The following is a 14831-nucleotide window of genomic DNA, read 5'->3' as shown; positions in this document are numbered from 1 at the left end:
ATATAAGCAAATATGGCTGAAAAACGTAATATCTTTTTGGTTGGCCCAATGGGTGCTGGCAAAAGCACCATCGGTAGACACCTGGCAGACGAACTTCACCTGGATTTTTATGACTCCGATCAGGAAATTGAGCGCCGTTCTGGTGCTGATATCGCCTGGATCTTCGACCTTGAAGGCGAAGATGGATTCCGTGCGCGTGAAGAAAACATCATCAATGATTTAACAGACAAGCAGGGTATTGTGCTTGCCACTGGTGGCGGTTCAATTGTAACCAAAGCAGTTCGTAATCGTTTGTCTGCACGAGGCATTGTTGTTTACTTGCAAACTACGATTGATAAGCAAGTTGCTCGAACACAGCGCGATAAGCGTCGCCCTTTGCTTCAAAACAACGATCCGGAGCAAGTACTTCGCGATCTTGCAGATTTGCGTAATCCTCTTTACGAAGAAGTTGCAGATTATGTAGTTGATACTGATGACCAATCTGCTCGCGCAGTGGCAAATCAGATCATTAGTAAAATCGGTTTATAAATAAAATATTTGGAGGTGCTACGCCCATGTCAACCTTAACTGTGGAACTTGGCGAACGTAGCTATCCTATACATATTGAGGCCGGGTTGCTTAAGCAGCCTGGCCTTTTTGTGCCTTATATAAAAGGTCCGTTAGCGGTTATTGTTACCAACGAAACCGTTGCACCTTTGTACCTTGATACCGTGAAAGCGGCATGTGGTAGTAAGCAAATTGAAACCATTGTATTACCTGACGGTGAACAATATAAAAACCTTGAGCAATTCGAGGTAGTCATGACCCGCTTACTTGAGCTCAACGCGGCTCGAGATACCACCCTAATAGCTTTAGGTGGCGGGGTTATTGGCGACTTGTGTGGTTTCGTAGCTGCAACATATCAACGTGGCGTACCCTTTATTCAAGTGCCCACCACCCTACTTTCACAAGTAGATTCTTCTGTAGGTGGCAAAACTGCGGTTAATCACCCTCTAGGCAAAAACATGATTGGCGCATTTTATCAGCCAGTCTTGGTCGCTATTGATACGCAATCACTGTCTACGCTACCTCCTCGTGAATTCTCTGCTGGTATGGCGGAAGTCATAAAATACGGCATTATCTATGATGAAGCCTTTTTCTCTTGGCTTGAAGCGAATGAGCAAGCATTAAAACAGCTAGATGAATCAACCCTTAATGTTGCCATTAAACGCTGCTGTGAAATTAAAGCAGAAGTGGTCGCTAAAGATGAACGTGAAGGCGGCCTAAGAGCTATTTTGAACTTGGGTCACACGTTTGGTCACGCAATTGAAGCTGAACAAGGCTACGGCAACTGGTTACATGGCGAAGCCGTGTCAGCTGGTACTATAATTGCTTGTGTAGCTGCAGAGCAGTTAGGTTGGTTTACAGCGTCAGAAACTCGTCGCGTACGATCACTCTTTGAGGCATTTTCACTTCCAGTGGAAGGGCCTAGCACAATGAGTAAAGCAGATTATGTTAAGCATATGAAGCGCGACAAAAAAGTAGAAGCCGGTAATATTCGTTTTGTGCTTCCTAAGAATATGGGCAATGCAGTCGTCACTAAAGATGTGACTGACGATATTCTTACTGAAATTCTACGCTAGCCATTTACTGGCAAACCTAACTAACACCAACATTCGTTTTCTTTGCTAGCCCTTTACACAGGTATCGGGCTTTATGGGGTTATTGCGCATGCACAGTGAATTGCATGAACGTCTTGAGTATTTAGTTAATTATTCCTCTCAACTGGTTTTTGTCAGTGGCGACTCTATTGCAGAGCAACAACAAACCCTTGAAGCCTTCGTTTACCAGCAGCATGACGATACTGAGATAGCGTATTTAACCGCTGAATCCAATATGGAAATTTCTGACTACCGTGGTCAGTTGTGCCGTCAGTTGTTAGGTCAAGTAGTCGGCAGTTTCGTACGCCCTCTTAACGAACTTTTATCTGCGCTAAATAACCATGAAGGTCCAGTCCTCATTGCTATCACGCAAGCCGAGCACATGCCCGACAAACTGCTTCAAGAACTATGGGATTTAGTATTACAAAGCCGCTTTGCGGGTAACAAGCAGCATTTGAACGTATTACTGTTTGCCACAACCAAGTGGGCTGAAAATGCCAAAAAGTGGCTCCCGACCAAAAATACCGATACTCCATTGCTTATTAGTAGCCAGTCTATTTCTTCAAACCTTCAAGGTTCAAAGCCCCAAGGCTCTGAATTAGATAGGATGATTTCCCAGCGCAGAGAAGCGTTTCAAGCTCATCTTGATAAACGAAATCTTCCTATGGAAACTGCCCCGTCCAATCCACTTACTTCTACGGGGTTTTATATTGCGATTGCTTTAGTTTTTTTATTAACCTTTGGCGGGTTGGTTACCTGGCAGTATGGCGATTCAATATCCTCATTATTTTCACCTATTGCACAACAACCTAAGCCTTCTGAGGCTGAAAGTGTGGTACCAGGCTCTGCTTTTAGCAAAGTCGCAGACAGCCAAGTTGAGCAGCCTATTGCGCCAACTTCAGATAATGAGAGCAACGTAGAACTGGTGACTGACTGGACAGGGGCCGTTTCTTCGCTTGATGGCGATGTAACAAATAGTACCTTAGTAGACAGCGCCGACTCCGCTGATGGCTTTGTTACAGGTAACGCAGTTGAGCCTGCATCGCAAGTAGTAGGTACAACAATGCAAAGCAGCAATCAAGAGCCTCAACAAACAGCCATCTCCCGTGAAGTGGCCAATAGCGTACCTTCTTCGAACACGCCTGATAGCAGTGTATCAACACCCGCAGCAAATCAAGCCTCGCCGCAAGGCACCTCGGTTCAACAAGGTAGCGTAAAGGTGCAAGAGCAATCACTAAGCGATGATGGGACAACCCGTGAAGGTGTTACTGCCGCTAGCGCAGAAATCTTACGCCCTGACATGGTTTTACCCAACGACTTTGTGATTCAAATGGTAGGCATTAAAGATAAAAACGTGGTTCGCCAATTTATTGCTCAACATAACTTGTATGCCGTGACCCGACAGTATGTGACTACGCGGTATGGCGGTGATTGGCATGTAGTTGTTTTTCATCAACCATTCCGATCATTAACAGAAGCTCGAGCAGCGCTGTCCGCGTTGCCCGATTACCCGACTAAGAACGAAGCGTTCATCAAACGTGGGCAGCAAATTCTAGACGAAATGGCGCTGGTAGCTGGCGAATAATAGTACGTTGTGCCCATTGTACTGACTTCAAACAAAAGAAAAGCCGTATGCTTTACGTTTCATGGTTGTTCCAACGTATGAGGAAAGATACAATCTATCTTTAGCGTGGTATTGCGAGGTAATTGCAACGCCACTCCCCAGAATTACGCCAAACTCGGCGAGTACCGGATTGACAACCGTCTTTATTCCGTGCAGGTAGTAACGTTTACGCATGATGCAGAAGAAAAACCGGGCCTTTTTAAAATGGGCCGGTGGCAAGTACAGCCTAGTAGAGCATATTCAGGCAAGGTTACCTCAAGCAAACAAACTTATTGAACCGTTTGTAGGCGCGGGGTCAGTGTTTCTGAACACTCAGTATAAGCGGTATTTGCTGAACGACATCAACCCTGACCTAATAAACCTGTACAACTTCTTAAAAGTTCAGCCCGATGCCATCATCCACGACGCACGCAGTTTCTTTAACGGCGAACGTAACGATGAGAAAATGTACTATGCATTGCGAGAAGAATTTAATGCAACCGAAGACGAGTACTATCGAGCTATTTTGTTTCTATACCTTAATAGGCATGGGTACAATGGATTATGTCGCTATAGTTTAGCGGGCAGGTTCAACGTCCCTTTTGGCCGCTATAAGAAGCCTTATTTTCCTGAGCATGAAATGTTTGTGTTTGCAGAAAAAGCGCAAAAAGCCACGTTCACTTGTTTACCCTTTGAGAAAGTATTTACTCGTGCTCGCCGTGGAAATGTCATTTATTGTGACCCACCCTACGCGCCTATCAGTAAAACAGCTGCGTTTACGAGTTATGCGGCACGCAGTTTTGGGCAAGACGCGCAAGAAAAGTTAGCAGAACTCGCGATGCGATCAGCAAAAAAGCGGGGGATCCCCGTATTGGTGTCTAATCACGACTTGCCACTTACCCGCTCCTTGTATAAGGGAGCAGACTTCAGCATGTTGTCGGTAAAGCGCTCCATTAGTCAAAATGGTGCAACGAGAAAACCTGTAGATGAAATATTGGCGTATTTCCCGCCTAGTGCAGTAGTAAAAAAGCCAAAACGAAATCAACGCAAAACTATTGTAGCGAAAAAGTAATTAGTAACCGGTTAGCCACTTCACAAACATCATTAAAGAGACCACCATCATGGCAACTAAAATTATGCCAATGATCAGAAAACTAACAAAAGTTCCTTTCGTGAAATCACGCTCGTAGTTTTTATGGCTTTGTACACCGAACACACCCGCTACAACACTCATAAGCACTGACCAGAAGCCGGTACCCGGTTGTTGACTCATTACTGATAAGTCTCTTGTTGGGGAATTGTCATACTATTTGCTGTCTTACTTACTGTCATCATCATGAAGTAGCTCAAGCAAGTCGAGAAAATGGAACTGAAATGAAGGCGATTTTCCCGCTATCCAAGACAGCCAACTGACTTCAGTAACGCCGTCTCTGTCTCTGGCACACTGATTCTGTACATGACTAGCAGGTAACTTAGGGTTAAAACGAGAAGAGGGTTGAAACTCGCACACTGAGGCTTCCGAGCCCGAACGTGGATAGACCGCTACGCTAACTAGCGCAACCATGCCGCATACTGCATAAAATGGAAGTACTTTCATCCTGAACACTCCTTACGCTATTTTGCTTTGAACTTCATTATAAATAAAACCTTATTAGTCACAAGATAATATTCAATAATGATGAATATTAATACTAACTTCATCAGTAAAAAAAGCCTGACACATAAGTATCAGGCTTTTAGATTCAGACATTCGAAACAACTAATCTATTGTTTTCGAGGTCATTTTAAACTTACAGTTCGAAGTCCATGCTGTAACCAACACTAAACTTCACTGAATCGTTATCGTAAGCGTCGGCACCGTCATCATCTAAGTCAGTACCCGTCACTGCGAAACTAAATCCATCTTTCGCAATCGACACACCCCAATCTGCGTAACCGCCAACTACACCGTTGAAGTCTTCCGCGAAATCACCTTGGTGGTAGCCTACATGGAAACCTAGTTCCGAGCCATTTAGCACTTCTAAACCATAATCTAGAGAAACATAAGTCGCTTCACCAAAACCGTAATCACGGTTGTCAGCTTCATCCGCTTCGGTATGAGCTAGAACAGAAAGAGTCAAGCTTAATCCACCCATACCCACAGAGCCATATACTTCAGCGAAATCGAAGTTGGCTTCAGCATCATAGTTGTAGTAGAGGTAACCGAAGTCGTAGGAAATATCGTTTGATTCACCTGAGAACCCAAAATACATATCGTGCTCGTACGAATAAACATCATCAGCACCGTAGTTTACATTTGATGCCCAGGTACCTGCGTAAAAGCCACTTTCGTGTGCATAGTCAATACCACCCTGAACCGCCGCATCATTTGTTGTTTGTGTTAGACCACGCCAAATGTAGTTGCTTGTTACACCTGCGTTAGCTGTAACTTCAGCATAGGTAGGCAAGGCAGTAAACATGCAAGCAGACGATACTGCAGCAGCAAGCAAAGTGCTTTTAGTAGATAATTTCATGTGTGTGTTCTCCGTGAAGTTCCAAAACTTGTTGTAATTAATTTTTCTGTCTTGATTTTTCTTATATTTGAGTTGGATTACGCAAGAGTGATGCCCACTTATTGCACATATAGCACCACTTACAAAAAACACATAAGCCAATGATTTATAGACATTTAAAATAAAAGCACTTAAACGAAAAGAATTTAACGGCTAAGATGGGTGCACAGAAATGCACCAAAAAAATGCAACCTCACCAATAGCGTGCAATTAATTTAATCTTTTACCCCCCTAATATTTACTTATCTGTAACACGTCATCGAATGCAATCAGCGCTGTTTTCAACTGCTAACTTTCGGTAAACTTCACCTTTTAGCACGTGCATTGCCTCGTAAATAGGGAAAACCGATGAAACCATTTTTGATTGCCCCCTCCATTCTGTCTGCCGATTTTGCCCGGCTAGGAGAAGAGGTAGAGAACGTATTGAGCGCAGGTGCCGATGTGGTTCATTTTGATGTAATGGATAATCACTATGTGCCCAACCTTACATTTGGCCCTATGATATGCGAGGCTTTAAGAAAATATGGCATTACTGCACCTATTGATGTGCATCTAATGGTGAAACCAGTTGATGACTTAATCGAAAAATTTGCCGATGCCGGTGCCAGTTATATTAGTTTTCACCCTGAAGCATCAGAGCATATAGACCGCTCACTACAGCTTATTATTGATGCAGGGTGTAAACCTGGCTTAGTCTTTAACCCTGCAACACCTCTGCATTATCTGGATCATGTCATGGACAAGTTACACCATATCCTTATTATGTCGGTCAATCCGGGCTTTGGTGGACAAAAGTTTATTCCTAGCACTTTAGATAAGGTGCGCGCCGTTAAGCAACGAGTGTTAGAAAGTGGTCACGATATAAGAATAGAAATTGACGGTGGCGTAAAAGTCGATAACATTCGCGCCATTGCTGAAGCTGGCGCTGATATGTTCGTAGCCGGTTCTGCTATTTTTTCCGAGCCAGATTATCGCGCAGTTATTGATGACATGCGCACTGAATTATCTCGCCTTTCTAAGGCGTAACTAAACAACGTTAACGTACAGGTACACATTATGAGTAACAAGCCTATTGTATTAAGTGGCTGTCAGCCTTCTGGACAACTTACCCTTGGTAATTACATGGGTGCGCTTAAGCAGTGGGTTTCCATGCAAGACGATCATGACTGCCTATATATGTTGGTCGATTTACATGCCATAACGGTTAGGCAAGATCCTAAGCAGTTATTCGAAGCCTGTCTTGATGGCTTGGCATTATACCTAGCTTGCGGTATCGACCCAGAAAAAAGCACTTTATTCGTGCAGTCTCATGTACCTCAACATGCCCAGCTTTCATGGGTACTCAATTGCTACACGCAAATGGGTGAACTAAATCGCATGACGCAATTTAAAGATAAGTCAGCGAAAAACGAAAACAATATTAATGTTGGCCTCTATGGCTATCCGGTATTGATGGCAGCAGACATCTTAATGTACCAAGCTGACAAAGTACCCGTTGGCGACGACCAAAAACAGCATCTTGAGCTTACCCGTGATATCGCCAACCGAATGAATAACTTATACGGCGACATTTTGCGTGTACCAGAACCTCATATCCCAGAGTTTGGGGCCCGCATTATGAGCCTACAAGAGCCAGAGAAGAAGATGTCGAAGTCTGATGTTAACCCGAATAACTTCATTGGCTTGCTTGAAGATCCTAAAAAAATCACCAAGAAAATTAAGCGTGCGGTAACCGATTCAGACGAACAAGCGAACATTTACTTTAACCCTCAAGAAAAGCCCGGGGTATCAAACCTGCTTACCTTATTATCACTATCAACAGGTAAGTCGATAGATGAATTAGTACCGGCCTACGAAGATAAAATGTATGGTCACTTAAAGGGTGACGTAGCAGAAGCGGTAGTGGGACTACTAGAGCCAATTCAGCAACGCTATGCCGATATTCGTACGAATCGTGATTACTTAAACGATGTTATGCGAAATGGCGCTGAAAAAGCATCAGCCCGCGCAGAAGAAACCCTTAAAAAGGTGTATGAAGCTGTTGGTTTTATTCCAAAGCCTTAATTAGTGTTGTATTGAACAGGTTAGATTGCCGTGTTGCTGTTAATTGATAATTTCGATTCATTTACTCACAATCTAGCCCGTTACCTTACTGAATTAGGTGCTTGCGTTAAAGTGGTGAGAAATAATGCCCTTAGCATTGCCGATATAGAAGCCTTATCGCCAAGTCATTTAGTGATTTCACCCGGCCCCTGCACACCTAATGAGTCAGGAATTAGCGTAGAGGCAATTAAGCACTTCGCTGGGAAAATTCCATTACTTGGTGTGTGCTTAGGCCATCAAGCCATCGGCCAGGTTTTTGGTGCTTCTGTTATCGGTGCAAAAGAAATTAAGCACGGCAAAACCTCTGCGCTCTTTCATAAAAACCGAGGCCTGTTTAATGGGTTTGAACAAGGTTACGCAGTAACTCGCTATCACTCATTGGTGCTTGATGAAAACCACTTCCCTAACGTTCTAAATATAGATGCGTGGTGCGTGACTGATGACGGGGAAAAAGAAATTATGGGAATCTCTCATAACGCACTCCCTATCTGGGGTGTACAATTTCACCCTGAATCCTTACTAACCGAGTATGGTCACGATATTTTAAATGCTTTTCTAAATGCCTAGGCCTTGACTCTTAGTTATTCTGCCAAGGGTTCAGAATAAACTTAAGCTATATGGCTTCCTGCCGATAAAAAGTTCTGCAGTTTCTCGCATTTGGCGTTGTTTTTGTTTACTTTTTATAGGTTAATCAACAAAGCGCCTTTGTAAGTAGATACATTTAGGAATTAGGGCGACCCAATGCACGGCATCTATGAACAGACGCACGAACAGTTACTTAGCAGGAGCTACTTTAAGATGACGACCCCAGCATCGACCCCGCCGCCTATCGATGAGCGCTTTGAGAGCCTATTAATTTCTCCAGAGCTTGCGATGAAAATGCTGGGAAAGCGTGGTCCTGGTGAAATCAGCTTTGAACAATCTGAACAAGGTGACGCCCGCAGACAATTACTTCACGTAGAAAAAGTCGCTATTGAGAATAAGCGCCTAAAAGCCCAGTCTGATGCCTCATATACCGAAACAGTTAATCATTACTTGCATGAAGTTTTATTAGGTGAGCTTACCGAGCAGCTATCGTTTACCTCAGATGTTTTCAACAATACATTAAATTTAAGTGATGACACGGGTGCTTTACTCGACGCGCTATCGGTACGCGCGGCATCGGTATCAAAACTAGAACCTATTGCAGCTAACTTACCTTGGCTTTATGACGAGCTGATGCAAGTCGTGAACTCTCCGGCTTTTAGAAGACGAGACTCCAAAGGTAGGGTTATCGTGGTTGAAACTTTCAGAACGGCACTTAGCTTCTTAGGCATTGAGAATTTACGCCTGCTTATTCCTTCTCTTATTATAAAACGTGCCATGCCTCAGGTAACCGATCCGTACCCTTGCATTAAGCTTAAACTCACTCAGTTTGCCCACGGCACGGCGGTATCCGCTAGGCATCTCGCGCCGCACTATAAGCTTAACCCCGTTCAGGCTTATAGTTTTGGCATGCTCAGTCAATTAGGTCGTTGTGCCATCATCCGCTTGTACTTCAAGTTGTTTGATAAGGTGCAGCTTCACCTGTTGACCGAAAGCCAAAAAGACAAAGAGCGCATGCGTCATGAAGCTTTATTAAAGCTGGCGCCATCAGCGAATTACCTGATTGCATTACAAGATGAATATGCTGATGCATTGTCCGCCGATCTTATTGAAAACATGATGTTGAAACGCTTGTTTATTGGTGATGCGATGCGTCAATGTGCCACTAGAGAGCCCTGTGAAGTAGGCTCCATGTCTAAGCTTCTACATCAAGCTCGCACCTATTCGAAGGTAAGAATGCTGCATCAATCACGTATCGTTGAAGTGGCAGAGGTAAAACCAATGATTAAAGAACAAGAATATCCATCAGGTGCATTGGAAAAACTAAGATCTGTTGATATTTTCACCCTTCCCTTATCAAAGGAGGAAGAAAACAGCTAATTTTTTGTGGATATTCATGCAAAGTAGCCAAATATCTTCTTTTACCCTCATTTGACCCACGCCAGATCAACGCGCTCTGGCTGTGAGATTACACGTCTAATTCACCTTTTAATTACACTATTCCTAAACAATATGGCTTAGTAGTAAATAGTTATTCACTTTTCCTGCAAATTAAGCCAGAGTCCTTGTATATAAAGGGCTGTAGCCATTCACAAACAAGACAACTCCTTAAAAAAATGGCATACTTACCGGTAATTTCGTTTATTTTTCCGCCTGTTCGAGGTCTATTGTACCGACAAGGGCGCTTAAAACAGAGGTAACAAAAATGACAGTAACTCGCGCAACGTTTGATGAAGTGATGGTGCCTAACTACAATCCTGCGGGCATGGTACCCGTACGCGGAGAAGGTTCACGTGTATGGGATCAAGATGGTGCTGAGTACATCGACTTCGCTGGCGGTATTGCCGTGAACGTACTAGGTCATTGTCACCCTGAACTCGTTAAGGCGCTTAACGAACAAGGCAGTAAGTTGTGGCACTTGAGCAACGTATTCACTAATGAGCCAGCACTTCGCTTAGCCTCTAAACTGGTCAATGCTACGTTTGCAGAGAAAGTGTACTTTGCTAACTCAGGCGCAGAAGCCAATGAAGCAGCATTAAAATTAGCACGTCGTTTCGCATTAGATAACTACGGTGAAGATAAAAACCAAATTATTGCTTTCAACAAAGGCTTCCACGGTCGTACTTTCTTTACCGTAACCGTTGGCGGACAGGCCGCATATTCAGATGGCTTTGGTCCTAAGCCTGGTGCTGTTGAGCATTGCGACTATAACGATTTAGCCGCTTTCGAAGCATTAATCTCAGACAACACATGTGCCGTTATGATGGAGCCCCTTCAAGGCGAAGGCGGAATTATCTCTCCTGATATTGAATTTATCAAAGGCGTGCGCGAGTTGTGTGATAAGCACAATGCCTTGCTCATTTTTGATGAAGTGCAATCGGGTGTTGGCCGTACTGGTCACCTGTATGCCTACATGGGCTTAGATGTGACCCCTGACATTTTAACTACCGCAAAATCGTTAGGCGGAGGCTTCCCTATTGGCGCCATGCTAACAACTACTGACATTGCCGCACATTTAAAAGCAGGTACTCATGGAAGTACCTACGGCGGTAACCCATTGGCCTGTGCCGTGGCTGAAAAAGCCTTTGATATTGTTAACCAGCCTGAAGTACTTGAAGGCGTGCTACACAAAGAAGCCTTGTATCGTGAGCTTTTAACCGCCATCAACGACAAGTACGAAGTATTTTCTGAAGTACGTGGACAAGGTATGTTGCTTGGCTGCGCGTTAAACGAAAAATACCAAGGCCGCGCTCGCGACTTTATGATGGCCGCAACAAAAGAACACCTTATGTGCTTAATTGCTGGCGCTAACGTTATTCGTTTTGCTCCTTCTTTGGTTATTCCTGATGAAGATATTAAAGAAGGGCTAGCCCGCTTTGAACGCGCCGTTGCCGCTGTTGTGAACGCCGAATAAACGCCAATTTAGCGAGTAGCGAACATGAATATAATTCGCCCTATTACACAAGCTGATTACCAGGCTTTGTACGACATTGCAGTAGAATCAGGTATTGGGTTTACCTCGTTGCCAGTTAACGATGATCTGCTGCATAGAAAAGTCGACCGTGCGCAAGAAGCTTTCACCAAAGCTAACGTGACCCAACCCGGTGATGAGTCGTACCTGTTTGTTATGGAAGATACGACCACCGGCGAAGTAGTGGGCACTTCAGGTATTGAAGCAGCCGTAGGTATCGATGATGCGTTTTACCACTATCACTTGAGTAAAGTGGTACATGCCTCTCGCGAGCTAAACATTCACAATACGGTTGAAATTCTCACCTTTTGTAATGACTACACGGGCGTGACTGAGATTTGTACGCTGTTTTTAAGAGAACAAGCCCGAGGCGGAATAAACGGGCGTTTTCTATCGAAAGTACGCTTTTTATTTATGATGGAGCACCGTGAACGCTTCTCTGAAACTATTATTGCCGAAATGCGTGGTGTAAGTGATGAAGAAGGCCGTTCGCCTTTTTGGGAATGGCTTGAAACCCACTTTTTCTCAATGGACTTTCCTACTGCCGACTACTTAACCGGTATTGGTAATAAGGTGTTTATTGCAGAACTGATGCCTAAATACCCTATTTACGTCAATTTATTAAGTAAAGAAGCACAGGCGGTTATTGGTCAGGTTCATGACAAAACACGCCCCGCTCTGCAGTTACTTGAAGGCGAAGGATTTAGTTGTCGCGGATACGTCGATATTTTTGATGCAGGTCCTACGGTAGAGGCCAATCTCAGTCATATCCGAACGGCACAGTCTAGCTTAAAAATGCCAATTGTTATTGATGACGCGGCGGCGGCACAAGGCCAAACCCACTACATCATTAACACCTCTGTTGCAGACTTTCGCGCGGTAGCCACCGAAATAGGGGTTAACGAAGAGCAAAATATTGCCGTGCTTTCGCGTCAGGCTGCAGCCGCTCTGAATGTGCAAGAGGGCGACTATGTTCGTCTTGCACCTGTAAAGTTCAGAGACTAATTGAAGGACACTTTATATGTTACATACACATTTTATCGACGGACAATGGGTGACCGGTGAAGGTCACGACCTAACCTCAATCGATCCCGCTAAAAACCAGGTTATTTGGGAAGGTAAGTCAGCCTCCCCTAGCCAAATTGACTTAGCAGTGAAGGCCGCTCGTGCCGCTGCCCCTGCATGGGGAATGCTGACGGTTGAAGAACGTTTAAGCATTATTAAGGTTTACGGCGAAAAATTAGGCGAAGCGAAAGCGCACCTAGCTAAAGTGATGGCAAAAGAAACCGGCAAACCTGAGTGGGAAACGGCCACAGAAGTGGGCGCTATGATGGGCAAAATCGCTATTTCTGAAAAAGCATATTTCGAACGTACCGGCAATGTGGAAAACCCTATGCCTGTAGGTAAAGCCTTCATTCGCCATAAAGCCCATGGTGTTGTAGCCGTATTCGGCCCGTATAATTTCCCTGGCCACTTACCTAATGGTCACATTGTACCTGCGCTTATTGCAGGCAATACCGTGGTATTTAAACCAAGCGACTTGACCCCTATGGTTGCCGAAGAAATGGTTAAGCTATGGGAACAAGCAGGCTTGCCCGCCGGCGTACTTAATTTAGTACAAGGTGAAGTTGAAACCGGTAAAGCGCTTGCGTCACACAATGGTATTGATGGGTTATTCTTTACCGGAAGTTCACGTACGGGCAAAATTTTGCACGAACAGTTTGCGGGTCATCCCGGTAAAATTTTAGCCCTTGAAATGGGCGGAAATAATCCGTTAATTGTGAAAGACGTAGCCGATATTGATGGTGCGGTTCACGACATCGTGCAGTCAGCCTTTATTACGTCGGGTCAACGTTGCACCTGTGCGCGCCGTTTGTTTTTGCCTGCCAATGCACAAGGTGATGCCACATTAGCTCGCCTTCTTGAAGTCACTAAAAATATCAAAATTGATGACTATGACGCAGAAGATCAGCCTTTCATGGGCGCAATGATTTCAGCCAATGCTGCAGCATCTATGGTTAAAGCGCAGCAAGACCTTGAAGCCTTAGGCGGCAAGGTGTTATTGCGATTAGAACAGCCTGATACCCAAAAGGGTTTCGCCACGCCTGGTATTATTGATGTCACTGATATGCTGTCTGAATTGCCTGATGAAGAGCACTTCGGCCCATTGCTTAAGGTTATTCGCTACACCGACTTTGATAGCGCAATTGAAGAGGCGAACAATACCAGCTTTGGCTTATCGGCAGGATTGCTAGCTGATAGCGAAGAAGACTACCGTTACTTTTTTGCACGTATTCGTGCAGGCATTGTTAACTGGAACCGCCCTATTACGGGTGCAAGCAGTGCAGCACCGTTTGGTGGCATTGGTGAAAGTGGAAACCATCGCGCCAGTGCATTTTATGCCGCCGACTACTGTGCGTTTCCTGTCGCCTCGGTAGAGCTTGAAAAAGTGACCTTGCCGGGCAAGTTAAGCCCAGGCCTAACACTTTAAACAACCAATACAGACAAAGCCGCTATTAATAGCGGCTTTATTTATAGGACACACCCCATGCATAACAATATCGATACGCTTTTTGCCAATATGTGGGAAGATTATGTTGCAATTACCCCTTCAGCTCACAAAATTCATGCCCTGCTTGCGGATGAAGAAAGCACAAATAACATTGTTAACGACCATGTAGCTTTTAGAACCTTTGCAGTAGATAAAACCGCGCTTGAAAAATTGGCCGCTCACTTTCTTGCCCTTGGATATACCGAAATGGGTGATTATAATTTCGAAGCGAAGAAGCTAACCGCTAAGCATTTCGAGCACCCTGATGACACAAAACCAAAAGTCTTCATCAGCGAGTTGAGAGTGAACGAACTGTCTGACAATGCACAAGCCATAATTCAAAAGCTTGTAGCGCAAATGGATGCCGATGTCGTGACTGCTGATAACTTCCTTTATTCAGGCCGTCACTGGGATATCAGCAAAGCCGATTACGATGCTCTGCTTAACGAATCAGAATATGCAGCGTGGTTAGCGGCATGGGGATTTCGCGCTAATCACTTCACGGTTAGCGTGAATCATTTAGGGCAAACTGATGAGCTTTCAGACGTAAATACGCGCTTAAAAGAAGCCGGTTTTGTGCTAAACACCTCTGGCGGCGAAATAAAAGGTGGGCCTGAGGTCTTCTTAGCGCAGTCATCTACAATGGCCGATCGGGCACCTGTGAATTTCTCTGACGAGACCGCTGCCATTCCAAGTTGTTTCTACGAATTTGCACAGCGTTATAACATGCCTAATGGCAAACGCTACCAAGGCTTTGTGGCAGCTTCCGCAGATAAGATATTTGAAAGCACTAACGCCAGTTAACGTTTTGATGCGTTTAATCGGC

Annotated in this window: 15 protein-coding genes; 12 read left to right on the top strand and 3 right to left on the bottom strand. The window is 44.5% G+C overall.

The window, feature by feature from the left end:
• Positions 1–12 precede the first annotated feature (12 nt).
• From aroK to ALT761_RS02080, 4 genes are all read left to right on the top strand, one after another.
• A complete protein-coding gene (gene aroK, locus ALT761_RS02095; protein ID WP_013785664.1) occupies positions 13–528 on the top strand; it encodes a shikimate kinase AroK in 516 nt (171 codons plus the stop codon).
• Positions 529–554: 26 nt separating this feature from the next.
• Positions 555–1622, top strand: coding sequence for a 3-dehydroquinate synthase (aroB, locus tag ALT761_RS02090; RefSeq protein ID WP_129736009.1), 1068 nt, complete (start codon positions 555–557; stop codon positions 1620–1622).
• A gap of 88 nt (positions 1623–1710) precedes the next feature.
• Positions 1711–3225: an SPOR domain-containing protein gene (locus ALT761_RS02085; protein ID WP_129736007.1), complete on the top strand. Its 1515-nt coding sequence runs from the start codon at positions 1711–1713 to the stop codon at positions 3223–3225.
• Between the two features lie 211 nt (positions 3226–3436).
• A complete protein-coding gene (locus ALT761_RS02080) occupies positions 3437–4315 on the top strand; it encodes a Dam family site-specific DNA-(adenine-N6)-methyltransferase (protein ID WP_013785668.1) in 879 nt (292 codons plus the stop codon).
• On the opposite strand, the gene ALT761_RS02075 is transcribed toward ALT761_RS02080, so the two are convergent.
• The 3 genes from ALT761_RS02075 to ALT761_RS02065 form a co-directional block, all read right to left on the bottom strand.
• Positions 4316–4516 (bottom strand): DUF2970 domain-containing protein, encoded by a 201-nt coding sequence (locus ALT761_RS02075; protein WP_013785669.1) that lies wholly within the window; start codon positions 4514–4516, stop codon positions 4316–4318.
• A 45-nt stretch (positions 4517–4561) separates the two neighbouring features.
• Positions 4562–4840 (bottom strand): hypothetical protein, encoded by a 279-nt coding sequence (locus ALT761_RS02070; protein WP_129736005.1) that lies wholly within the window; start codon positions 4838–4840, stop codon positions 4562–4564.
• 193 nt (positions 4841–5033) lie between these two features.
• Entirely contained in the window at positions 5034–5756 is a 723-nt protein-coding gene (locus ALT761_RS02065; RefSeq protein WP_129736003.1) for a TorF family putative porin, read from the bottom strand.
• Positions 5757–6143: 387 nt separating this feature from the next.
• On the opposite strand from ALT761_RS02065, the gene rpe reads away from it, so the two are divergent.
• The 8 genes from rpe (at position 6144) to ALT761_RS02025 (ending at position 14809) form a co-directional block, all read left to right on the top strand.
• Positions 6144–6821 carry a ribulose-phosphate 3-epimerase gene (gene rpe / locus ALT761_RS02060; RefSeq protein WP_013785673.1) on the top strand — a complete coding sequence of 226 codons (678 nt, stop codon included), beginning with the start codon at positions 6144–6146 and terminating at the stop codon, positions 6819–6821.
• Between the two features lie 30 nt (positions 6822–6851).
• Positions 6852–7859, top strand: coding sequence for a tryptophan--tRNA ligase (gene trpS / locus ALT761_RS02055; protein ID WP_013785674.1), 1008 nt, complete (start codon positions 6852–6854; stop codon positions 7857–7859).
• 30 nt (positions 7860–7889) lie between these two features.
• Complete coding sequence (locus ALT761_RS02050; RefSeq protein WP_013785675.1) at positions 7890–8465, top strand: anthranilate synthase component II; 576 nt, start codon at positions 7890–7892, stop codon at positions 8463–8465.
• 231 nt (positions 8466–8696) lie between these two features.
• Entirely contained in the window at positions 8697–9863 is a 1167-nt protein-coding gene (locus tag ALT761_RS02045) for an HDOD domain-containing protein (protein ID WP_129736001.1), read from the top strand.
• Between the two features lie 325 nt (positions 9864–10188).
• Positions 10189–11397 (top strand): aspartate aminotransferase family protein, encoded by a 1209-nt coding sequence (locus ALT761_RS02040; protein ID WP_126872952.1) that lies wholly within the window; start codon positions 10189–10191, stop codon positions 11395–11397.
• A 24-nt stretch (positions 11398–11421) separates the two neighbouring features.
• Entirely contained in the window at positions 11422–12459 is a 1038-nt protein-coding gene (astA, locus tag ALT761_RS02035) for an arginine N-succinyltransferase (RefSeq protein ID WP_013785678.1), read from the top strand.
• Between the two features lie 16 nt (positions 12460–12475).
• Complete coding sequence (gene astD / locus ALT761_RS02030; protein WP_013785679.1) at positions 12476–13945, top strand: succinylglutamate-semialdehyde dehydrogenase; 1470 nt, start codon at positions 12476–12478, stop codon at positions 13943–13945.
• A 57-nt stretch (positions 13946–14002) separates the two neighbouring features.
• A complete protein-coding gene (locus ALT761_RS02025; RefSeq protein ID WP_129736000.1) occupies positions 14003–14809 on the top strand; it encodes a DUF1338 domain-containing protein in 807 nt (268 codons plus the stop codon).
• Positions 14810–14831: the final 22 nt, after the last annotated feature.

The organism is Alteromonas sp. 76-1 (genome assembly GCF_900654235.1).
GTDB lineage: Bacteria > Pseudomonadota > Gammaproteobacteria > Enterobacterales > Alteromonadaceae > Alteromonas > Alteromonas naphthalenivorans.
Note: the sequence above shows the minus strand (reverse complement) of the source record. Positions and strands in the feature narration are given on the sequence as shown.